Source organism: Halomonas sp. DP8Y7-3, assembly GCF_019801675.1.
Classification (GTDB): Bacteria; Pseudomonadota; Gammaproteobacteria; order Pseudomonadales; family Halomonadaceae; genus Halomonas; species Halomonas litopenaei_A.
The window spans coordinates 593,499-616,635 of sequence record NZ_JAHVIO010000009.1 but is presented as its reverse complement, the minus strand read 5'-3'; the positions used below and the strand labels follow the sequence as shown (position 1 = coordinate 616,635).

Below are 23,137 nucleotides of genomic sequence, written 5' to 3'. Positions count from 1 at the left end.
CTTTACCATGACGACCCTTCTTCCAGTCTAAGCGGTTCCCGTGCTGAGCAAAGCTCGGTGGCCCGCCGCTACGCCATCTTGCCAGGGTTGTCCTCATTCATGTCCGCATCGTCTCCGCGCGCCGACGTCGATTTTCACGAGCTGGCAGCCCGCATTCGCACCTGGGGGCGCGAGCTGGGGTTTCAGCAGCTCGGTATCACCGATGTGGACCTCAGCGAAGACGAGGCCTATCTGGAGCGCTGGTTGGCGGCTGGCTACCACGGCGAAATGGGCTTCATGGCCAAGCACGGTACCAAGCGTACCCGGCCTGCGGAACTGGAGCCCGGAACCATCCGCGTTATCAGTGTACGCCTGGACTACCTGCCGCCGGAGGTCGAGACCACCAAGGTACTTGGCCAGCCTGACCGAGCCTACGTGTCACGCTATGCGACTGGGCGCGACTACCACAAGCTGATGCGCAAGCGCCTGCAGCGCCTGGCGAAGATGATCGAAGCAGAAGTCGGCACCTTCGGTTATCGCGCTTTTGTCGACTCAGCCCCGGTGATGGAGCGTGCCCTGGCCCGCAAGGCAGGTCTGGGCTGGTTCGGCAAGAACGCCATGCTGCTCAACCCCAAGGCGGGGTCGATGTTCTTTCTGGGCGAGCTGTATACCGACCTGCCGCTACCGCTGGACGCGCCCTTCGAGCAGGAGCACTGTGGCAGCTGCAGCGCCTGCCGTAGCGCCTGTCCCACTGGCGCCATCGTCGACGACAAGGTGGTCGACGCCCGAGCCTGTATTTCCTACCTGACCATCGAGCTCCACGGTGCCATTCCTGAACGCTTTCGGGCCGATATGGGCAACCGGGTGTTTGGCTGCGATGACTGCCAGCTGGTCTGTCCGTTCACCCGCTTCACCCGAGTCAGCCACGAAACGGACTTCGCCCCGCGCCATGACCTCGACAGGGTCTCGCTACTGAGCCTGTTCGGCTGGAGCGAGGAGGAGTTTCTCGAGCGTACCGCCGGCAGCCCGATTCGCCGCATCGGCTACGAACGCTGGCTGCGCAACCTGGCCGTGGGGCTTGGCAATGCGCCATGGAGTTCCGCCATCGAAAGTGCGCTACTGGTACGCCTGTCCTACCCCTCCGAGCTGGTGCGCGAGCATGTGCGCTGGGCGCTGGATCGTCAGCGCCGTCAACGCCCAGCGCTGATTCCGACCCAGTAACCCGTGCCGCTGGCACGCCCTTGTGGTTGGCCGAGCACACCAGCGAATCAGGACGGCGTCGTCAAAGCCCCCTGAGCGGTTCAGTTGTTGACGTCCGCCTTGAGGAAGGTCTTGCGATAGTGCGCAAGCTCCGCGATGGATTCCTTGATGTCATCCATGGCCAGGTGCACGTTGCGCTTGGAGAATCCTTCAAGGGCCTCGGGGTTCCAGCGCTTGGCCAGTTCCTTGAGGGTCGAGACATCCAGGTTGCGGTAGTGGAAAAAGGCCCAGAGTTCGGGCATTTCACGCTCCAGAAATCGCCGATCCTGGTGGATAGAATTGCCGCACATGGGCGAGCTGCCCGGGGCGACATGGGCCGCCAGAAAGGCCAGCGTCTGGCGTTCGGCCTCGGCGGTGTCGACGGTGCTCTTGCGCACGCGCTCCACCAGCCCGGACTCACCGTGGGTGCGGGTATTCCACTCGTCCATGCCGGCCAGCAGCGCCTCACTCTGGTTGACCGCGATGACAGGCCCCTCAGCGATGACATTGAGATCGCCATCGGTGATCAGCGTCGCCACCTCGATGATCCGCTCTCGCTGCGGATCCAATCCGGTCATTTCCAGGTCAATCCAGATCAGCAGATCGCTTCGCGGTGTGGTGGGAGCCTGTGCGGCAGATGCATCAGCCATGATCGTTTCCTTGCGTCGTAGGGCGCCCGCTGTCGGGACAGGGGGCGTCCGGGTAGGTACAATGCCGCCCATTGTACCGACCATCAGGTGCTCATGAGCAAACGCAAGTTGAGCCGTCAGCAACGCTGGCGCATCGAGAAGATCCAGGCCGAACGTGCCGAGCGAGCCGCCAAGAAGGCTGGGCGGGACGACGAGAAGTTGGCGGCTGGCGAATACGGCGCGGAACGCGACGGCCGAGTGATTGCTCACTTCGGACGCACGCTGGATGTCGCTGAGCGGGCCGGTGATACCCCGACTCGCTGCCATCTGCGAGCCAACCTCGAGGGGTTGGTCACCGGAGACCGTGTCATCTGGCGCGCCGGCGAGGACGGTAGCGGTGTGGTGGTCGCCAGGGGCGAGCGCGACAATGTGCTTGAGCGCCCGGACATGCGCGGGCTGCTGAAGCCGGTGGCCGCCAACATCGACCAGATCCTGATCGTCTTCGCGGTAGAGCCCGAGCCCCACGCCGGACTCATCGACCGCTACCTGGTCGCCGCCGAAGCCACCGGCATTACGCCGGTGCTGGTTCTCAACAAGACCGATCTGCTGCCCGAGCAAGGCGGTGAGCTACGCGCACTGCTCGACCGCTACCGCCATATTGGTTATCAGGTGGTCGCCACGACCACCGCTCACGCGGGTGGACTGGACGATCTGTATGCTCAGCTCGCCGACCGCACCTCCGTATTTGTCGGGCAAAGCGGGGTTGGCAAGTCCTCGCTGATCGACCGCCTGCTACCGGATGAGGAGCTGCGTATCGGCGCCCTCTCCGAGGACTCTCGCAAGGGCCGGCACACCACCACAACGGCCCAGCTCTATCGCCTTCCGCCACCCAGCGACAGCCTTGCCGCGGGAGAGCTGATCGACTCCCCCGGTATTCGCGAGTTTGGCTTGACGCACCTGGACGAGCGCCAGGTGACCGAGGGCTTTATCGAGTTCGCCCCCTACCTCGGCCTGTGTCGCTTCCGCGATTGTCGCCACCGGCAGGAACCGGGCTGTGCGCTGCTCGATGCTGTCGATGCTGGCGCTATTCACCCCGATCGCTTTGCCAGTTATCGTCGCATCGTCGATAGTCTGGATAGCCCGACCTAAATCCGCCGCCGCTATCGTCCGGATGATCCAGAAGGAGACCCCCATGAGCTCAGAAGACAATCTGCTGCCCCTGATCGCCGAGCCAGAGGACCTGGCGAGCGTGCTGGATCACGAGGATATTCTGGTGATCGACGTGCCGCTCAAGGCCGACAGCTACGCCCAGGGCCATGTCCCAGGGGCGATCTTCCTGGACCACCGCCGACTGCTGAAAGGCAGTGGCGACGTGCCCAACGACGTACCCGACGTTGAGGCCTTGTCAGCCCTGTTCTCGTCGCTCGGGCTGACCCGCGACACCCACGTGGTGGCCTACGACGACGAAGGGGGTGGCTGGGCCGGGCGCCTGCTGTGGACGCTTGAGCTGATCGGCCATCGCCGCTACTCCTATCTCAATGGCGGGATTCATGCCTGGCGGGCCGAGGGGCTGCCCCAGTCCACCGAGGAGCACGCCGCCACTCCCTCCGACTACCAGGCCGATATCCTTAATCCGGAGGTCGCCATTGACCGGCTCGAGCTGCAGGAGCGACTGGGCAGCGACCACTTCGCTATCTGGGATGCCCGCTCCGTGGGCGAGTTCGAGGGCACCAAAGGCGACAACAAGCGCCGTGGTCACCTGCCCGGTGCGGTCAACATGGAGTGGACGGATGCCATGGATCGTGAGCGTTCACTTCGTCTGCGCGACTATGCGGAGCTGATCACCGAGTTGGACGCCATGGGCATCACGCCAGACATGGAAGTGGTCACTCATTGTCAGAGCCATCACCGCAGCGGCTTTACCTGGCTGGTGGCCAAGGCACTGGGCTTCGAGCGCATCCGCGCCTATCCCGGCTCATGGAAGGAATGGGGCAACCGCGACGATACGCCGATCGAGGGCTGACGCCGCCGCCTCATTGCGCCAGAGCCACCCGCACGTCTCACACGCTCAGGCTCACCGCCACGGTGGCCTGAGCCTGTTCCAACCCGTTTATCCGGAGCCGTCATTTCGTGACCCTCGCCAAGCTGTTTGCCCTGATCCAGTACCCGATCCCCCAACACCTGCTGTCCAGGCTGGTGGGTCGTCTCGCCGACTGCCGTATCGGCTGGCTCAAGAACCTGTTGATCCGTGCCTTCATCAAGCGCTTCAACGTCGACATGAGCCAGGCCGTCGAAAGCGATCCTGGTGTCTACCCAAGCTTCAACGCCTTCTTCACCCGAGCGCTGACCGCCGACGCTCGCCCGCTGGAGGACGGTCTGCTGTGTCCCGCCGACGGCACGCTGTCACAGTGGGGCGCCATTGATCGTGGTCGCCTGGTGCAGGCCAAGGGGCATCGCTTCAGCGTCTCCGAGCTGCTGGGGGGCGATCCGCTGTCCGCAGCGCGCTATCAGGACGGTAGCTTCGCCACCGTGTATCTGTCTCCCAAGGACTACCATCGCGTGCACATGCCGATGGCGGGCACCCTGACCGAGATGGTCTACGTCCCCGGACGGCTGTTCTCGGTCAATGACGCTACTACCCGCCACGTGCCTGGCCTGTTTGCACGCAACGAGCGCCTGGTCTGTCATTTCGATACCGAGCAGGGGCCGATGGTGATGGTCCTGGTCGGGGCGATGATCGTCGCCGCCATCGAGACCGTCTGGGCAGGCCAGGTCACGCCTCAGTCCGGCCGAGTCGAACGCATACGCTTCGACCGCCCGGTACATCTGGAAAAAGGTGCGGAAATGGGGCGTTTCAAGCTGGGCTCCACGGTGGTGATGGCCTTTGCCGAAAAGGTCGACTTCGACGCCCTGCACGGCAAAGGGGGCAACGCCGTAGCGGTTCGCATGGGTCAGCGCCTGGGGGCACACCCCGGCCAGCAGGCAATTCCAGCAGCGGAAGACGCCAGCGAGGCGAAGGCAGAGGACCAGCCCGGCGCGGCAACAGACGACGCTGAATGACACTAAGGGAAGTGGCAGTGGCCCCGGTCAGCACCGGGGCGTGGCAAAGGCCATGACCTCATCAATACGCGACTTGCCGAGCGCCAGCTGAATCAGCCGGTCGAGGCCCAGGGCGACACCGCTGCCCTCGGGCATACCGGCCTCCAGGGCCGCCAACAGGCGCTGGTCGACATCCACCTCCGGCAAGCCCGCCTGGGCTCGAGCGCGATTGTCTTCGGCAAAGCGCGCTCGCTGCTCCTGAGCATCAGTCAGCTCATCGTAGCCGTTGGCCAGTTCGAGTCCCTGCAGGTACACCTCGAAGCGTGAGGCGACCCAGGCGCCATCCTCGGGATCCCGATGGCGCCTGGCCAGGGCTGCCTGGCTGGCCGGGTAGTCCAGCACCACATCGATGCCGTCGCGGCCAAGCGTCGGCTCGATGACCAGGCTCATCAGCAGGTCCAGGCAGTCATCGCGCTCCGCCGTGCTCATGTCCAGTCCGCCGGTCGCGGAGGCCAGCCTGCGCAGTGCATCCAGCTCGACCGCGAAGGGATCGATCGACAGCTCACGTGCAAACAGCGCTCGGTATCGATGACGCTGGGTAGGGCCAGGATCGTCTGGCAGCAGGGTGCGAATCAGCTGCTGGGTCTCCTCGATCAGTTGATCCAGTGACCAGCCAGGGCGATACCACTCGAGCATGCTGAATTCGATGTTATGACGCCGCCCGACTTCACCGTCACGGAAGCTGCGGGCAATCTGGAAGACAGGGCCTGCCCCTGCCGCCAGCAAACGCTTCATATGGAATTCTGGTGATGTCTGCAGCCACAGCGTTTCAGCACCCGCGGGAGTGCGGGCCTGGCAGGACAACGAGGCCAGGTGCACATCGGTACTGCCAGCATGCCCCAGGATAGGCGTCTCCACTTCCAGCACATCACGCTCGGTAAAGAACGCACGCACCCTTGCCATCAGAGCCGCACGGCGCCGCAGCGTGTCTAGCGTGGCGGAAGGTTGCCAATCGTTCATGCTTGCCTACCTTGGGTAAAAGACGAAGGGCCACGCGATCGCGTGGCCCTCGTTTAGCTATCGATCACTGCAATCGATCGCTGCAATCGATCGCTGCTGTCGATCGACGGCGTTCGCCCCGCCTCAGGCGCGGGAGACGTACTCGCCCTTGCGGGTATCGATCTTCAGCACTTCGCCCTGGTTGATGAACAGCGGCACGCGGACCACCGCACCAGAGGACAGCGTCGCCGGCTTGGAACCGCCCTGGGCCGTATCGCCCTTCAGGCCCGGATCGGTCTCGACCACTTCCAGCTCGATGAAGTTGGGCGGGGTAACGGAGATGGCGTTGTCATTCCACAGGGTGATGGTGTAAACCACCTGCTCCTTGAGCCACTTGTCGCTGTCACCCAGTGCCTTCTTCTCCACCGCATACTGCTCGAAGGAACCATCGGTCTTCATGAAGTGCCACATGTCACCGTCGGTGTACAGGTACTCCATGTCCAGATCCATGACATCGGCGCTTTCCAGGGAGTCGCCGGACTTGAAGGTACGCTCCCACACGCGGCCAGTCATCAGGTTGCGCAGCTTGACGCGGTTGAAGGCCTGGCCCTTGCCGGGCTTCACATATTCGTTCTCGACGATGGCGCAGGGGTCGCCGTCGAGCATCACCTTCAGACCGCCCTTGAATTCGTTGGTAGAATAGTTCGCCATGAAATCTGTTCCCTTTTGGTGCCCGTCCCGGCCATCGGCCCCGGTCGGCACACGACTGACATTCCACGAGGGCCAGCCCCTCGCGCCTATCGATGGATGGCCCGCATGATAACCCGAAGCCCGTCGCTTTTGCATTGCTCTGCCCCGGATGAGCCGGACCTTCCCGCCCCCGGTGGCTGGCAGCGCCAGCTGGCCGGAGCCATTCGCGACCCTGCCGAGCTATGCCGCCGCCTTGGCCTGGATGCCAGCCTGGTGCCTGGCGCCGAGGCCGGCCACTCCCTGTTCGAGGTGCGCGTTCCCGAGGCCTTTGCCGCCAGAATGCGTCACGCTGACCCGCAGGACCCCCTGTTGCGGCAGGTACTGCCCCTGTCCGACGAACAGTCGACGCCATCAGGCTACGTCACGGACCCGCTGCAGGAGGCGCAGCACACCGCCAGACGCGGACTGATCCACAAGTACGCTGGCCGGGTACTGCTGATCACCAGTCCCGCCTGCGCGGTCAACTGCCGCTACTGCTTCCGTCGCCATTTTCCCTATCAGGACAATGCGCCTTCGCGCTCTCAGTGGGACGATACCCTCGACTACCTGCGCGACGATGTCAGCCTGCGGGAGGCCATTCTGTCCGGCGGAGATCCCCTGGCCGCCAGTGACCGCCAACTGTCCTGGCTGGTCGAACGGCTGGACGCCATCAGCCATCTCAAGCGCCTCCGGATGCACACCCGGCTGCCGGTAGTGATCCCCGATCGGGTCGACGGACCGCTGCTCGACTGGCTTGGCAAGACGCGCCTGCAGAAGGTGATGGTGCTGCATATCAACCACGCCAACGAGATCGACGACGCGGTGATTCGCGCCTGCCAGCGACTGGCTCGAAGCGGCGTCACCCTGCTCAACCAGAGCGTGATCCTGAAGGGCGTGAACGACTCGGTCGATGCCCTGGAGGCCTTGTCAGAACGGCTGTTCGAGGCGGGCATCCTGCCCTACTACCTGCATGCCTTCGATCCCGTGGTCGGCGCCGCCCATTTCGATGTCAGTGACCAGCGGGCCGATGCCCTGGTCGATGAGTTACGCACTCGACTCCCCGGTTTCCTCATGCCGACGCTGGTGCGTGAGATACCCGGCGAGGCCAGCAAGACACCTCTGTAAAAACAACAGAAAAGCGAACGGGAAGGAAAGCGAGGAAAGCGAGGAAAGCGAGAAGGGAGAAGAGCAAGGAACAGGGATCGGTGACACCAGGGCGCCAGCGCCCAGGCCAAGGAAAAGGCCCCCGCCACAGGGAAGCTGCGGCGGGGGCCTCGTCATCGCGCCTGGCGGCGGTTAGGCTTAGGCTTAGGCTTAGGCCACGCTGTCGGCGGTGACGTTGGGCGCCACCTCTTCGGTGGACAGGCATCGGTTGATCGCGCTCATCACCCCCTTGATCGAGGCGCTGGTGATGCTCTCGTCGGTACCGACGCCGAACACCGCCTCACCCTTGACCCGAACCTCGACGTAGGCGATCGCCTCGGCGTCGGCGCCCTGACCACGGGAGTGCTCGTGGTAGTCGATGATCTCGACGTCATGGCCTTCACTGCGCAGCGCCTTGACGAAGGCCGCCAGCGGGCCGTTGCCTTCGCCGCTGATGGTGTGGCGCTCACCGTCCTTGGCGATGCAGGCCTCCAGCGTCACCGTCGGGCTGTCCGGCTCGGACGACAGACGGTGGCTGACCAGGCTGTAGGGCTCGGTCTTGGCCAGGTACTCGTCGACGAAGGTCTGGTAGATCATCGCCGAGGTAATCTCCTTGCCGACCCGATCGGCCACCTCCTGCACCACCAGGCTGAACTCCATGGACAGCCGGCGCGGCAGTTCGATGCCGTGCTCCTGCTCGAGCAGGTAGCTGACGCCGCCCTTGCCGGACTGGCTGTTGACGCGGATTACCGCCTCGTAGCTGCGGCCCACGTCGAGCGGATCGATGGGCAGGTAAGGTACCGCCCAGACGCTGTCCGGATCTTCCTTGCGCAGCGCCATGCCCTTCTTGATGGCGTCCTGGTGAGAGCCGGAGAAGGCCGTGAACACCAGATCACCCACGTAGGGGTGGCGCGGATGCACCGGCAGCTGGTTGCAGTGCTCGACCTCGCGCATGATCGGGGTGATGTTCGAGAAATCGAGCCCCGGATGCACACCCTGGGTGTAGAGGTTCATCGCCAGGGTGACGATGTCGACGTTACCGGTACGCTCGCCGTTGCCGAACAGGGTGCCCTCGACCCGGTCAGCGCCGGCCATCACCGTCAGTTCAGCGGCGGCCACGCCGGTACCCCGGTCATTGTGGGGATGCACACTGACGATCAGGTGATCACGGTGCTCAACATTGCGGCAGAACCACTCGATCTGGTCGGCATAGTTATTGGGGGTCGCGCACTCCACCGTCGCCGGCAGGTTGACGATCATCTTGTTGTCAGCGCTTGCACCGTAGGTCTCGCGCACCGCATTGACGACTTCAACAGCAAAGTCCATCTCGGTGGTGGTGAACAGCTCCGGTGAATACTGGAAGGTCCACTGGGTGTCGGGCGCCGCCTTCATCAGGTCGCGAATCTGGGTGGTGGCGTCAACTGCAATCTGGATGCACTCGGCCTTGTTGACGTTGAACACCACACGACGGAACACCGGATCCGTGGCGTTGTACACGTGCACGATAGCCTTCTTGGCGCCCTTCAGGGCCTCGAAGGTGCGCTCGATCAAGTGCGGACGTGCCTGAGTCAGCACCTGAATGGTCACATCGTCCGGCACCTTGTTGTCTTCGATCAGGCTGCGCACGAAGTCGAAGTCAGTCTGGGACGCTGACGGGAAACCCACTTCGATTTCCTTGAAGCCAATTTTCAGCAGCAGGTCAAAGAAACGCTGCTTGCGTTCCTGGTCCATCGGATCGATCAAGGCCTGATTACCGTCGCGCAGGTCGACGCTGCACCACTTCGGCGCGGCCTCGATACGCTGGTTGGGCCACTGCCGATCAGGCAGGTCCACGGCGACGAAGGGACGGTACTTGCTGGAAGGATCGTTGAGCATCATGGCGAATTCTCCGGATACGGGCTGTGTCTAGCGATCGTTGGTACGATCTTGCTCGCGGTATTGTCGAGCTATTGTTGGCAGGCCTGACGTGCGCCTTATGGGCTGTGGCCAGGCATAAACGGCGACGCCCCGCTCACCAAAGGAGAGCGGGGCGTCATAAGTCGTAGCGCAGTGACATCAATATCGGCACCCACACAAACCGTGACGATCCTCGGCTCATGACGAGCACAGGCACCTGAGCGAGCAGGGGCATGCTGATCCATCACAGGACGTTCCATCCCAGCACAACCGATCACTGGGCGGTCGGTACCGAGGCGGCTCATGCCGGGGCGATTCATGGCGGGTGACTGGACACTGACTAACATGGTTCAACCTCGATTCGACTAACTCTTGGCAACAAGCTCCAGGCGATGAAGGCGGCTCGGGAAGAGCCAGGGCAGGCGCCATCGCCACGCGCATTTACACGCGTAGTAGTAGTCGTAGGTCGAGGAGTCGAAGTGTCATGTTCATGCGCCTAGAAAATCAGTCTTGGCTGCCCTTGTCAACCATTCCCCTGCATGACCCCGCCCGCAACGCAGCGGCCAAGTCCCCTGTCATCCCTCGCAGAAGCGGCGCCAGCGGTACGCGCGAACGACGCTTTTCTGCTGATTTGCTGACCTACCTCGCTGTCACGCATTTGTCCTCTACCCCGTCTAGAGTAGGTGTCAGGTCACAGGCCCCGATACGGCCGCAAGCCATGGACAAGGCGGCACGCCACCGGTTGTCTCCCGGCCGCGGCTTTACGGTCCCTACACCCTATCTGGACGATTTCGGGACGCCACGCCTCGCACCCAAGGCCATTCAATCCCCCACGTCATTCCTACACTGCTGGAGACACAAGATGGTTGCGCTGAACCACAGCACCCCACTTGCTATTACGCGATATCGCACACCAACCGCCCCCCAGGACCGCAGTCCCCACAGGCCCCGTCACGCCGTTCTGAGCACAGCCCTGTGCTTGAGCGTTGGCATCAGCCTGCTGACGATGGCCCTGTCTTCCTCGGCAGTGGCAGCATCCGATCCCACCAGCGCATCGAACTCTCTACCGGTCAGCGTCGGCCCGCGGCCCTACTTCCTGATCGACGACATGGATGAGGACAACGCTCAGTCCGCCGAGCTCAAGGCCACACTTCAGCAGTGTGCGTCGTCCCTGGACCAGCTTGAGCCCAGCGACTTTTCGATTGGCCATCGCGGTGCGCCTCTCATGTTCCCGGAGCACACGAAAGAGTCCTACCTGGCGGCGGCAAGAATGGGTGCAGGGGTGCTCGAGTGTGACGTGGCCTTCACCGAAGACAAGGAGCTGGTGTGCCGCCACTCCCAGTGTGACCTGCATGGCACCACCAACATTCTGGAAACCGAACTGGCCAGCCAGTGCAGCGTGCCACCAGCCTTCAATGCCGACGGCACCCTGAGCAACGCCAGCGATATCCAGTGTTGTACCAGCGATATCACCCTGGCCGAGTTCAAGACCCTGGAAGGACGCATGGATGGCGTCGACACCAGTGCCGACACCCTGGAAGCCTATCTGGCTGGCAACCCACGCTGGCGCACAGAGCTCTACGCCGATCGCGGCACCCTGATGAGCCATGCCGAAAGCATCGCGCTGTTCCAGCAGCTCGGAGTCAAGATGACGCCGGAGCTGAAGACGCCTAGCGTGGAGATGCCCTTCGACGGCATGAGCCAGCAGGACTACGCGCAGAAGCTGCTCGATGAGTACGCCGAGGCAGGCGTGGCGCCAGCCGACGTCTTTCCGCAGTCATTCCTGCTGGAAGACGTGCGCTACTGGGTCGACAACACCGAGTTTGGAGATACCGCCGTCTATCTGGACGACCGCTATGACGTGGAAGGCTTTGACGTGACCGACCCCAGCACATGGCAACCGTCCATGCAGGAGCTGGCGGATATGGGCGTCAAGATTCTGGCCCCGCCGATGTGGATGCTGCTGGCCGCCGGCGACGACCCTGACAAGCCCATCGTGCCATCGGTCTACGCCGAAGAGGCCAAGCAGGCGGGACTCGAACTGGTCGCCTGGTCCTTTGAGCGCTCGGCACCCTTGACCCGGGATGGCGCCTGGTACCACCAGACCATTGATGACGTGGTAGACAACGATGGCGACAAGATGGTCGCGCTGGACGTCATGGCCAGGGATATCGGCGTAAAGGCAGTGTTCTCGGACTGGCCCGCGGCGGTCACCCTGTACGCCAACTGCATGGCAGACGAGCTGGCGCTCTAGGCTCCCGGCAAGAAGATTAGCGCCCACCACGTAAAAACGGCCGGGTGGCAAGCCACCCGGCCAGAACGCCTTCCGTGGCGTTGGCGCCCCTAACGCCATTCCGAGGGTTCCATCCTAACGACCCTGCCTGGCTGCGGCGCTCCCCCATCGGCGGTACCCAGGCCCCCTCAGACGAGGGGACCACCAGCGGCACTGCCATCTCGCCAAGTCCGTCACCAGCCAGGGGCACTCACTTGCGGCCAGCCATTCAGGCGAAAGACAAGCCCTGCGCCTCGACGGTAATGCGGGTGCCGGCACGTCCCGCCACGATGGCCTCGATATCAGCGAGTGCTCCGATCACCGCCGTCTTGCCGCTGGCTCGCACAAACTCACAGGCCGCCTGCACCTTGGGGCCCATGGACCCTCTAGCAAAGTCGAGTGCTTCCAGGCTGTCAGGATCGGCCTCCGCCACCCGCCGGCTCTGGGGCGTTCCCCACTCCAGATAGACACCGTCAACATCCGTGGCGATGATCAGCAGATCACTGGCGAGCTCTCGAGACAGCAGCGACGAGCACATATCCTTGTCGATGACGGCCTCGATGCCCTGAAGCTTGCCGTCCTCAGCGTACACGGTGGGAATCCCACCGCCGCCGGCACAGATCACCACCGTGCCCTGCTCGAGAAGCCAGCGCAGTGGGCGAATCTCGAAGATCCTTTTGGGCCTGGGACTCGGCACCACCCGGCGATAATGATCACCGTCCTTGGCCATGGCCCAGCCCTTGAGCTCCGCCAGACGGCTGGCCTCTTCCTTCGAGTAGATGGGACCGATCGGCTTGGTAGGATGAGCAAAGGCCGGGTCAGCGGCATCGACTTCCACCTGGGTCAACAGCGAGGCGAACGGCACCTCGCCAGGCAACAGATTGCCCAGCTCCTGCTCGATCATGTAGCCGATCATGCCCTCGGTCTCGGCCCCCAGCACATCCAGCGGGAAGGCATTGTCCTCGTCATAGGCCGCCCCCTGCAGCGCCAGCAGGCCTACCTGGGGCCCGTTGCCGTGGGCAATAACCAGCTCATTGCCCGATGCGATTCGCGCGATCTGCTCACAGGCGATACGAATGTTGGCGCGCTGGGCGTCCCCATTCATGACTTCGCCTCGTCGCAACAGTGCATTACCGCCAAGCGCTATGGTGATACGCATACGCTACTCTCCCGGTTCAGGTTGGCGAGCGGCACCAGGCCACTCGCCAGGTTCAGGCCAACATCGACGCCAGCGACTCACACATCTCCCAGCGTCGACACCATTACCGCCTTGATCGTGTGCATGCGGTTTTCCGCCTGCTCGAAGGCAATGCAGGCCGGGGATTCGAACACCTCCTCGGTGACTTCAATACCGTTCTTGAGGACCGGATACTGCTCGGCGACCTGACGCCCCACCTTGGTGTCGCAGTTGTGAAAGGCGGGCAGACAGTGCATGAACTTGACCCGTGGGTTGCCCGACGCCGCCAGCAAGGCCTGGTTGACCTGATAGGGCAGCAGCTGGTCGATGCGCTCGGCCCATGCCTCCACCGGCTCACCCATGGAGACCCACACATCGGTGTGAATGAAGTCGACGCCCTTGACCGCTTCCTGGGGATCTTCGGTCAGGCAGAGTCGTGCCCCACTCTGCTCGGCAAAGCGACGACAGTTGGCCAGGTGCTCTTCATCCGGCCAGAGCGCCCTTGGCGCGGCGATACGCACGTCCATGCCCAGCTTGGCGCCGATCAGCAGCAGCGAGTTGCCCATGTTGTTGCGCGCATCCCCCAGATAGGCGAAGGAGATCTCGTGCAGCGGCTTCTCTGCGTGCTCACGCATGGTCAGCACGTCAGCGATCATCTGGGTCGGGTGGTACTCATCGGTCAGCCCGTTGTACACCGGCACCCCAGAGAAGGCCGCCAGCTCCTCCACCACCTCCTGGCTGAAGCCGCGATACTCGATGGCGTCATACATGCGTCCCAGGACCCGAGCGGTATCACGCATGGACTCCTTGTGTCCGATCTGGGACGAGGTCGGGTCGATGTAGGTCACATTGGCGCCCTGGTCATAGGCGGCCACTTCAAACGCACAGCGGGTACGGGTGGAGGTCTTCTCGAAGATCAGCGCAATGTTCTTGCCCTTCAGCCGCTGGGTCTCGCAGCCGCTGTACTTGGCGCGCTTGAGATCACGAGACAGGTCCAGCAGGTAGCGCAGCTCGCGCTCGGAGTGATGCATCAGTGACAGCAGGTGACGATGGTGGATGTTGAACGCCATGAGTGTCTCCTTGACGGCTGCCTGGCAGCCGTCGATGGGAAGCCAAAAGAGAAAAAGACGGTTCCGCTGACGTCAGCGATCGACGTCACAAGCCGGTATCAGTAGTCGACGGCATCGCGGGAAATGGGGCAGGTCATGCAGTGACCGCCACCACGTCCGCGCCCCAGTTCGCTGGCACTGATGGTGATGACCTCTACGCCTGCCTTGCGCAGCAAGGTGTTGGTGTAGGTATTACGGTCATAGCCGACCACCACACCGGGCTCGAGGGCGACCACATTGTTGCCGTCATCCCACTGCTCGCGCTCGGCCTCGTAGCTGTCGCCGCCGGTCTCCACCACACGCAGCCTGGGCAGACCAAGGGCCTCGGCCACGACCTCGATGAAGCCTTGATTCTCGCGTCGCACGTCGATGCCACTGGGCTTGCTCTCGTCCGGGCGCAGGCTGAACGGCACGATATCCTTGACCACCTCCGGGAAGACCGTGACCAGATCGCGATCACAGAAGCTGAACACCGTATCCAGATGCATCGCGGCACGAGAACGCGGCAAGCCCGCCACGATGACCCGTTCGGCTTCACCCGCCCGGAACAAGGCGCTGGCCACCTGGCCGATGGCCTGGTGCGAGGTACGCTCCCCCATACCGATCAACACGACGCCGTTGCCCACCGGCATGACATCGCCACCTTCCAGCGTTGCAGCACCGTGGTCCTGATCAGGGTCGCCATACCACACCTTGAAGTCGGCGCCGACAAACCTCGGGTTGAAGCGATAGATGGCTGACGTCAGCAAGGTTTCCTGGCGCCTGGCCGGCCAGTACATGGGGTTGAGGGTGACGCCACCGTAAATCCAGCAGGTGGTATCGCGAGTGAACAGGGTGTTGGGCAACGGCGGCAACACAAAGCTCGAGCGCCCCAGATAGTCACGGAAGGTCTTGAGGGTCTCGCCACCATGACTCTCGGTGATATCGGCCCAGGACACCCCGCCGATCAGAAAGTCGGCTAGACGCCGAGGCTCAAGGTCGGTCAGCCAGGCGCGAACTTCATCCGCAAGTCCATGGCCGACCAGGTTGGAGGTGATCTTGCGGTCCAGAATCCAGCGTACCGCGTCACGATTTTCCAGTGTTTCGGTCAGCAGATTGTGCATCTCGAGCACTTCGACATCACGCTCACGCATCTTGGTCACGAAGTCGAAATGATCACGCTTCGCCTGATTGGTCCAGAGCACATCATCGAATAACAGCTCGTCGCAATTACTGGGCGTCAGCCTGAGGTGCGCAAGCCCCGGTGAACACACCATGACCTTGCGAAGCTTACCCACTTCCGAGTACACACCCAATCGAGAACCGCCTGTCTTCATCGCTTTTCTCCTTCCCCTATAAACAAGGGAATTCGTATCAGAAAGTCACTCTCCAGAACCTCTTTCACCTACTCTATTCGACTCCCCCTAGAGGCTTAACCACCCTTGATAAAGACCTGCTACTGCCAAGGCAAAAGCACCGACAGTCGCCATAAAAATGATCATCTCGTAGCGCTTGAAAACAGCCTCACCGCGCTCACGCTTAGCCCAGATAAACAGGATCGCGCCTGGCGCGTAGAGAAGCGCCGAGAGCAGCAGATACTGGATACCTCCCGCATACAGAAGCCAAAGGGCATACAGCGTGGCCAAGCCACTGATGCAAGCATCCTTCAGGCGATCTTCCGGGGAGCCCTCGTACCCCTCGCTCTTCAACGTCAGCATGAGGGCATAGGCAGCGGACCAGAGGTAAGGCACCAGAATCATCGAGCTGGCGAGATACAAGAGACTGAGATAGGTCGACTCGCTGAGCAGCGTGAGCAGAAGAAACACCTGGATCAGGCCATTAGATAGCCATAGCGCTTTGACCGGCACCTTGTTGACGTTTTCCCTGCTCAAGGCTGCTGGCATGGTGCCGTCACTGGAAGCGGCACGAAGTATCTCGGCGCACAGTAGCGTCCACGACAGCAAGGCTCCCAATAGCGAGACCGCCAAGCCTGCGCTGATCAGGTATCCCCCCCAGGGACCCACCACATGGCTGAGTACCAGCGCCATGGAAGGGTTTTTCAGGCCCGCGAGTTCAGGCTGGGACATGATGCCCATGGACAGGACGTTGACCATGACCAACAGCAGCAGTACGCCGAGAAACCCGAGCACAGTGGCCCGTCCCACATCGCGACGCTCCCGAGCCTTCGAGGAATAGATGCTCGCGCCCTCGACGCCGATGAACACCCACACCGTCACCAGCATCATGTTGCGCACCTGATCCATCACGTTGCCAAGATCAGGGTTGGCCTGCCCCCAGATGTCCAGAGTGAAGACGTCCAGCCGAAACCCAATCGACGCCAGCACGATGAACAACACCAGCGGAACCACCTTGGCGACGGTGGTCACGATATTGATATACGCCGCCTGCTGAATGCCCCTCGAGACAAGCCAGTGAACACTCCATAGCAGCACTGATGCGCACAGCACCGCGAGCGGCGTATTGCCATCACCGAAAGCAGGAAAGAAGAAACCGAGGGTACTTAAAAGAAGAACGAAATAACTGACATTTCCGAGCCAGGCGCTGATCCAGTAGCCCCAGGCAGAAGAGAAACCAAGGTAGTCACCGAACCCCGCCTTGGCGTAGGCATAGATACCGGCATCCAGTTCCGGCTTTCGATTGGCCAGCGTCTGAAAGACGAACACCAGCGCCAACATGCCGACCGCCGTAATACTCCATCCGATCAGCATCGCTCCGGGAGATGCACTTGCCGCCATGTTCTGCGGCAGTGAAAAGATTCCTCCACCAATCATCGAACCAACGACCAGCGCAAGCAGTGCACAAAGCCCGAGCTTATGTCTGGGTGTTTCCATCGAGGCTTCCTCGCAGGAAAAAAGTTTGCCGATTCAGCCTACGCTCTTTTTTCTCCGCGATAACGCCCCAAACCGAGGTATTCCCTTCTTCGGTGACTCGTATCAACAGCGTGAAGTAAGACGAATTTATTCGACATCGATCATGAAATGCGGCTCCGCAACCCATCATTGATCTGCATGCCTGGACGGCAACGATAGCCACCTCATGTGACCACCACTTGGGTCAAGTATTGAGCACTTTCACGAACGTCCACTCCTCTGCCTCAGGACGCCATAAAAAGAGACACCTGCACCAGAAAGCCGCCCAAAAGAAGTCGTAAACAGAACAACACACAGCATGAGAGAACGCGCAGAGCATACGAGAACGCACCGAGACACGGCGAACACGCAGGGAGAAAGCACAGGAAAAACGAAAAAGAGGAGTCCGAAGACTCCCCTTTCGAGTGTGCTGGCATGGTGCCCCATCCAGCGTGATGTCCTTTCCGGTCAGTCTTGGCCGATCAGTCTTGGCCGGTCAGTCTTGGCCGGTCAGTCTTGCTCCAAATCCGCCTGGCGATAGCCGATCAGGTACAGCACGGCATCAAGACCAAGGGTCGAGATACTCTGTCTCGCCTGGGCTCTGACCATGGGCTTGGCCCTGAAGGCAATTCCCAGGCCGGCTGCCGCCAGCATCTTGAGATCGTTGGCACCATCTCCCACGGCGATGGTCTGCTCCATGGAGATGCCCTCGCGCTGGGCGATCTCGCGCAGCAACAGCGCCTTGCGATCGGCATCCACAATCGGCTCACGCACCTCACCGGTGACCTTGCCGTTCTCGATGACCAGCTCATTGGCGTGGATTTCATCGAAGCCTAGGCGTTGCTGGAGATAGCGCGCGAAGTAGGTAAAGCCACCGGACAGGATAGCGGTGCGATAGCCCAAGCGCTTAAGCTGAGCCATCAGTGTCTCGACGCCGTCCATTAACGGCAGCTCAGCGGCGATCTCGGCCAGCACGGACTCATCCAGCCCCTTGAGCTTGGACATGCGCTCGCGGAAGCTCTCCTGGAAGTCCAGTTCACCGCGCATGGCCCGCTCGGTGACCTCCGCCACTTCGTCATAGACACCGTGACGCCTGGCCAGCTCATCGATGACCTCGGCCTTGATCAGGGTCGAATCCATGTCGAAACACACCAGACGACGGTGGGTACGCCAGATCGAGTCTTCCTGCAGCGCGATATCCACCCCGTGGGCCGCGCCCAGGGCCAGGGCCTTCTCGCGCAGCGACTCGAGATCGATCTGTTCGCCGCGCAGCCAGCATTCGACGCAGCTGCCCTGGGCCGGTGCCTCGCCGTCCAGCGGCTCGCGTCCGGACAGGCGATGCATCAACTCCACCGTCAGGCCATGCTCTGCCGTCAGCGCCCCCACTTCGGCCAGGATGCCAGCAGGCAGTCGCGGCGCCAGCAAGGTCATGATCCAGCGCGGCTGACCCGCGGTCTGACTCCAGCGATGGTACTCCTCGGCGCTGATCTGGATCGCCTGCACATCGAGCCCGAGCTCGTCGCCGGTGTGGGCCAGCGCACCTTCCAGGTCCGCCTCGTGATCCAGCGCCACCAGAGCCTCCAGCGAGACGATGCCAAAGGTCACGCTCTGGTTGATATCGAGAAGTCTTGCCCCGCTGCGGGCCAGCGCCTTGCCAAGTCCGGCCAGCTGGCCAGGACGAGCCTGGCCGGTGGCACGCATCAAGATTCTTCTGGTCATGTAGTCTGTCCTGTAACCTCACCGCCTTGTATGGGGTGGCGACAACGTGAACCCCCACCGAGGATCAGGCCTCGACGCGCTCCAGCCGATCAACCTTCTGCAGACCGCGCGGCAGCTTGCTGCCCCGACGCCCGCGTTCGCCGCGATAGTAGTCGAGTTCGCCATTCTTGAGCGATAGCTTACGTTTGCCAGCATGGACCACCAGGGTATCTCCTGGGGCCAACACGACCAGTCCACGCACGAATTCTTCACGCCGGGCGGCCCGGGCGCCAGGAATGTCGAGCATCTTGTTGCCCTTGCCCTTGGACATCTCCGGCAACTGCTCCAGCGGGAACAGCAGCAACCGCCCCTCGTTGGATACCGTGGCCACGGTCAGCTCTTCGGCCGCCGGCAGCTCCACCGGGGGCAGCACGTTGCAGCCCTTGGGCAGTGACAGCACCGCCTTGCCGGAGCGATTCTTGCCGGTCAGGTCCTCGAGTCGCGCAACAAAGCCATAGCCGCCGTCGGAGGCCAGCAGGTAGCGGGAGTCGCCGGGTGCCAGCATGACCCCGGCCATATGCGCACCGGCCACCACGTTGACCTTGCCGGTCACCGGTTCGCCCTGGCCACGGGCGCTGGGCAACTGATGGGCCGGCAAGGTGTAGGCACGGCCGGTATCGTCCAGCAGTACCAGCGGCTGGTTGGTCTTGCCCCGGGCGGCGAGATGGAAGGCATCTCCCGCCTTGTAGGACAAGCCAGCCGGATCGATATCGTGGCCCTTGGCCGCGCGAATCCAGCCCTTCTCGGACAGCACCACGGTGACCGGGTCGGCACCGACCAGCTCGACTTCGGACAGCGCCTTGGCTTCGCCACGCTCGACGATGGGCGAGCGACGCTCATCGCCGTGTTCTTCCGCCGCCTGTCTGAGCTCCTGCTCGATCAGATCGGTCATGGCCTCGTCGCTGCCCAGCAGCTTCTCGAGCCGCTTGCGCTCCGCCTCGAGCTCACTCTGCTCGGTGCGGATCTTCATTTCCTCCAGCTTGGCCAGATGACGCAGGCGCAGCTCAAGGATGGCCTCGGCCTGACGGTCGCTGAGACCGAAAGCCTCGATCAGGGCGCTCTTGGGCTCATCCTCTTCACGGATGATCCGGATCACCTCATCGATATTGAGGTAGGCGATCAACAGACCTTCCAGCAGGTGCAGGCGATCGTTGACCTTGCCCAGCCGATGCTCCAACCGCCGGCGTACCGTGGTACGGCGGAAATCGAGCCATTCGCCCAAAAGCTCCGGCAGTGGCATCACCCGCGGACGGCCGTCGAGACCGATCACGTTGAGGTTGACCCTGACGTTCTTCTCGAGGTCGGTGGTGGCAAACAGGTGCGCCATCATTGCCTCGATGTCGACCCGATTGGAGCGGGGCTCGATCACCAGACGGGTCGGCTCCTCATGGGTGGACTCATCGCGCAGGTCGGCCACCATCGGCAGCTTCTTGGCCTGCATCTGGGCAGCGATCTGCTCGAGCACCTTGGCCCCGCTGACCTGATACGGCAGCGCGGTGATGATGACCTGGCTTTCTTCCTTGTCGAACTCGTAGCGGGCGCGCATCTTGACGCTGCCACGGCCACTTTCATAGATCTTTCTGAGGTCGGCGCGGGGAGTGATGATCTCCGCCTGGGTGGGAAAGTCCGGTCCCGGCAGGTGCGCCATCAGATCCGCCGTCGTCACCGAGGGGTTACGCAGCACCTGGCAGGTGGCCTCGACCACCTCGCGCACGTTATGGGGCGGAATATCCGTGGCCATACCCACGGCAATCCCGGTGCCGCCATTGAGCAGCACGTGGGGCAGCCGTGCCGGTAGCACCACCGGCTCGTTCATGGTGCCATCGAAGTTGGGCGCCCAGTCCACGGTGCCCTGACCCAGCTCACTGAGCAGCACCTCGGCAAACTTCGACAGCCTGGCTTCGGTGTAGCGCATCGCCGCGAAGGACTTGGGATCGTCTGGGCTACCCCAGTTGCCCTGGCCATCGACCAGCGGATAGCGATAGCTGAACGGCTGCGCCATCAGCACCATGGCTTCATAGCAGGCGCTATCGCCATGGGGGTGAAACTTACCCAGCACGTCACCGACGGTACGCGCAGACTTCTTGTACTTGGCATTGGCGTTCAGCGACAGTTCACGCATGGCGTAGACGATGCGCCGCTGTACCGGCTTCATGCCGTCGCCAATATGGGGCAATGCCCGGTCGAGAATGACGTACATCGAATAGTCGAGGTAGGCCTTCTCGGTGTATTCGCGCAGGGACAGTCGCTCGACGTCGCCCTCCGCCACCTCAATGTCCAGAGTCATGTTCCCTCGTTCTCATCCTGGTCGCCGCAAGCGACGACATGGTATTCCCAGGCGCAACCGGCGCCGGCCGCTCTGCCTCGGCCGGATCAGACGTCGATATCGGCCAGGTTGCCGTAGTCTTCAAGCCAGCTCTTGCGGTCCGAGGCGCGCTTCTTGGCCAGCAGCATGTCCATCATCTCCAGCGTGCCGTCGCCATCTTCCCGGGTCAGCTGCACCAGGCGGCGCGTCTCTGGCGCCATGGTCGTCTCGCGCAGCTGCAGCGGACTCATCTCACCCAGGCCCTTGAAGCGCTGAACATTGGGTGTCCCGCGCTTGCCTTCCAGAGAACGCAGAATGGCGGCCTTCTCGCTCTCGTCCAGGGCGTAGAAGACCTCCTTGCCCAGATCGATGCGGTACAGCGGCGGCATGGCGACAAACACATGGCCGGCGTCGACCAGCGAGGGGAAGTGGCGCACGAACAGCGCGCACAGCAGTGTGGCGATGTGCAGCCCGTCAGAGTCAGCGTCGGCGAGGATGCAGATCTTGTGATAGCGCAGCTTGGACAGGTCGGCGCTGGCCGGGTCGGCACCGATGGCCACGGCAATGTCGTGGACCTCCTGGGAGCCGTAGATATCATGGGAGTCGACCTCCCAGGTATTAAGGATCTTGCCGCGCAACGGCAGGATCGCCTGGGTCTCGCGGTTGCGTGCCTGCTTGGCGCTGCCGCCAGCGCTGTCGCCCTCGACCAGGAATAGCTCGCTCATGGCAGGGTCCTGACCGCTGCAGTCGGCCAGCTTTCCGGGCAGTGCAGGACCAGAGGTCACCTTCTTGCGGGCCACCTTCTTGGAGCTCTTCTGGCGCCGCTGAGCCGCGCTGATGACCAGCTCGGCCAAGGCCTCTGCCTGGTCCACATGGTGGTTGAGCCACAGCGAGAAGGCGTCCTTGACCACCCCGGACACGAAGCCCGCCACGGTGCGCGACGACAGCCGCTCCTTGGTCTGCCCGGCGAACTGCGGATCCAGCATCTTCACCGACAGCACGTAGGCGACGCGCTCCCACAGGTCTTCGGCGGTCAGCTTGACGCCACGGGGCAGCAGGCTGCGGTACTCGCAGAATTCCTTGAGCGCGTCGAGCAGGCCGGAGCGCAACCCATTCACATGGGTGCCCCCCTGGGCGGTGGGGATCAGGTTGACGTAGCTTTCCATCAACGAGTCGCCGCCTTCGGGAAGCCACTGGATCGCCCAGTCCACCGCCTGCTCGTCGTCGGCAAAGTGACCGACGAAGGGCGAGCTTGGCAGGACCTCGTAGCCGTCCGTGGTCTGGGCCAGGTAGTCGCGCAGACCGTCCTCGAATTGCCAGGTGGTGGCGGTGCCATCGGCCTCGACCAGCTCCACCTTGAGCCCGGGGCACAGCACTGCCTTGGCGCGCAGCAGGTGCTTGAGGCGGCCCACGGCCAGATTGGGACTATCGAAATAGCTGACGTCCGGCCAGAATCGCACCACCGTGCCCTTGGCCCGCTTGGCCGCAGTACCGATGACGTGCAGATCCTCGACCTTGTCGCCGTGCTCGAAGGCCATGGCGTGGCGCTCGCCATCGCGCAGCACTTCCACTTCCAGGCGCCTGGACAGGGCGTTGACCACGGATACCCCGACACCGTGAAGACCGCCGGAAAAGCGATAGCTCGATGAGGAGAACTTACCGCCTGCGTGCAGGCGCGTCATGATCAGCTCGATCCCCGACACTCCGTGCTCGGGGTGCACGTCGATGGGCATGCCACGACCGTTGTCCGACACCTCGATACCGCCATCATCGCGCACCACCACGCGAATCTCGTTGGCGTGCTCGGCGAGGGCCTCGTCGACACTGTTGTCGATGACCTCCTGCACCAGGTGATTCGGGCGGGAGGTGTCGGTGTACATGCCGGGGCGCTTGCGAACGGGCTCCAGCCCGGAAAGCACCTCGATCGAACTGGCACTGTATTGGGTCATGCGTGGTCCATCATCAGGATGACTGGAATCGTCTCTTTTCTGCCTTGGCGCCAGTCGCGAGGGCC

General features: G+C 62.7%; 17 protein-coding genes. 6 read left to right on the top strand and 11 right to left on the bottom strand.

Translation table 11 applies throughout. The features are described 5' to 3' along the window. The first annotated feature begins 99 nt into the window (after window positions 1–99). Window positions 100–1,200, top strand: a complete 1,101-nt coding sequence (queG, locus tag KUV86_RS12425) for a tRNA epoxyqueuosine(34) reductase QueG (protein WP_222484980.1) — start codon at window positions 100–102, stop codon at window positions 1,198–1,200. 80 nt (window positions 1,201–1,280) lie between these two features. Here the strand turns inward: queG and orn are convergent, their stop codons facing one another. Continuing rightward, the gene (orn, locus tag KUV86_RS12420; RefSeq protein WP_222484978.1) at window positions 1,281–1,868 is read right to left on the bottom strand and encodes an oligoribonuclease; all 588 of its coding nucleotides are present in this window, start codon (window positions 1,866–1,868) and stop codon (window positions 1,281–1,283) included. Between the two features lie 93 nt (window positions 1,869–1,961). Here orn and rsgA point away from each other — a divergent pair, with 93 nt between their 5' ends. From rsgA to asd, 3 genes are all read left to right on the top strand, one after another. After that, the gene (gene rsgA, locus KUV86_RS12415) at window positions 1,962–2,996 is read left to right on the top strand and encodes a small ribosomal subunit biogenesis GTPase RsgA (protein ID WP_206940990.1); all 1,035 of its coding nucleotides are present in this window, start codon (window positions 1,962–1,964) and stop codon (window positions 2,994–2,996) included. A 43-nt stretch (window positions 2,997–3,039) separates the two neighbouring features. After that, window positions 3,040–3,870 (top strand): sulfurtransferase, encoded by an 831-nt coding sequence (locus KUV86_RS12410; RefSeq protein ID WP_222484976.1) that lies wholly within the window; start codon window positions 3,040–3,042, stop codon window positions 3,868–3,870. Window positions 3,871–3,977: 107 nt separating this feature from the next. Beyond that, window positions 3,978–4,907, top strand: a complete 930-nt coding sequence (asd, locus tag KUV86_RS12405) for an archaetidylserine decarboxylase (protein WP_222484974.1) — start codon at window positions 3,978–3,980, stop codon at window positions 4,905–4,907. A 27-nt stretch (window positions 4,908–4,934) separates the two neighbouring features. Here the strand turns inward: asd and epmA are convergent, their stop codons facing one another. Both epmA and efp read right to left on the bottom strand, forming a co-directional pair. Beyond that, window positions 4,935–5,906: an EF-P lysine aminoacylase EpmA gene (gene epmA, locus KUV86_RS12400; protein ID WP_222484972.1), complete on the bottom strand. Its 972-nt coding sequence runs from the start codon at window positions 5,904–5,906 to the stop codon at window positions 4,935–4,937. A 123-nt stretch (window positions 5,907–6,029) separates the two neighbouring features. Next, the gene (gene efp, locus KUV86_RS12395; protein WP_206940998.1) at window positions 6,030–6,596 is read right to left on the bottom strand and encodes an elongation factor P; all 567 of its coding nucleotides are present in this window, start codon (window positions 6,594–6,596) and stop codon (window positions 6,030–6,032) included. A 105-nt stretch (window positions 6,597–6,701) separates the two neighbouring features. Between efp and epmB the strand changes: the two genes are divergently transcribed. Beyond that, entirely contained in the window at window positions 6,702–7,739 is a 1,038-nt protein-coding gene (gene epmB / locus KUV86_RS12390; RefSeq protein ID WP_222484970.1) for an EF-P beta-lysylation protein EpmB, read from the top strand. A 189-nt stretch (window positions 7,740–7,928) separates the two neighbouring features. Here the strand turns inward: epmB and leuA are convergent, their stop codons facing one another. Then, window positions 7,929–9,635 (bottom strand): 2-isopropylmalate synthase, encoded by a 1,707-nt coding sequence (gene leuA / locus KUV86_RS12385; RefSeq protein WP_222484968.1) that lies wholly within the window; start codon window positions 9,633–9,635, stop codon window positions 7,929–7,931. Window positions 9,636–10,632: 997 nt separating this feature from the next. Here leuA and KUV86_RS12380 point away from each other — a divergent pair. Next, window positions 10,633–11,907 (top strand): glycerophosphodiester phosphodiesterase family protein, encoded by a 1,275-nt coding sequence (locus tag KUV86_RS12380; RefSeq protein WP_261397624.1) that lies wholly within the window; start codon window positions 10,633–10,635, stop codon window positions 11,905–11,907. Window positions 11,908–12,154: 247 nt separating this feature from the next. On the opposite strand, the gene arcC is transcribed toward KUV86_RS12380, so the two are convergent. The 7 genes from arcC to parE form a co-directional block, all read right to left on the bottom strand. Further along, window positions 12,155–13,084 carry a carbamate kinase gene (arcC, locus tag KUV86_RS12375; RefSeq protein ID WP_222484967.1) on the bottom strand — a complete coding sequence of 310 codons (930 nt, stop codon included), beginning with the start codon at window positions 13,082–13,084 and terminating at the stop codon, window positions 12,155–12,157. Between the two features lie 77 nt (window positions 13,085–13,161). Then, entirely contained in the window at window positions 13,162–14,172 is a 1,011-nt protein-coding gene (locus KUV86_RS12370) for an ornithine carbamoyltransferase (protein ID WP_206941006.1), read from the bottom strand. Window positions 14,173–14,270: 98 nt separating this feature from the next. Further along, window positions 14,271–15,527 (bottom strand): arginine deiminase, encoded by a 1,257-nt coding sequence (gene arcA, locus KUV86_RS12365; protein WP_222484966.1) that lies wholly within the window; start codon window positions 15,525–15,527, stop codon window positions 14,271–14,273. An 87-nt stretch (window positions 15,528–15,614) separates the two neighbouring features. Continuing rightward, on the bottom strand, window positions 15,615–17,042 hold the full coding sequence (gene arcD / locus KUV86_RS12360) for an arginine-ornithine antiporter (RefSeq protein WP_222484965.1): 1,428 nt from the start codon (window positions 17,040–17,042) through the stop codon (window positions 15,615–15,617). Between the two features lie 528 nt (window positions 17,043–17,570). After that, the gene (serB, locus tag KUV86_RS12355; protein ID WP_206941012.1) at window positions 17,571–18,779 is read right to left on the bottom strand and encodes a phosphoserine phosphatase SerB; all 1,209 of its coding nucleotides are present in this window, start codon (window positions 18,777–18,779) and stop codon (window positions 17,571–17,573) included. A 64-nt stretch (window positions 18,780–18,843) separates the two neighbouring features. Beyond that, window positions 18,844–21,105, bottom strand: a complete 2,262-nt coding sequence (gene parC, locus KUV86_RS12350; protein ID WP_222484964.1) for a DNA topoisomerase IV subunit A — start codon at window positions 21,103–21,105, stop codon at window positions 18,844–18,846. An 86-nt stretch (window positions 21,106–21,191) separates the two neighbouring features. Further along, entirely contained in the window at window positions 21,192–23,072 is a 1,881-nt protein-coding gene (parE, locus tag KUV86_RS12345; RefSeq protein WP_206941016.1) for a DNA topoisomerase IV subunit B, read from the bottom strand. Window positions 23,073–23,137: the final 65 nt, after the last annotated feature.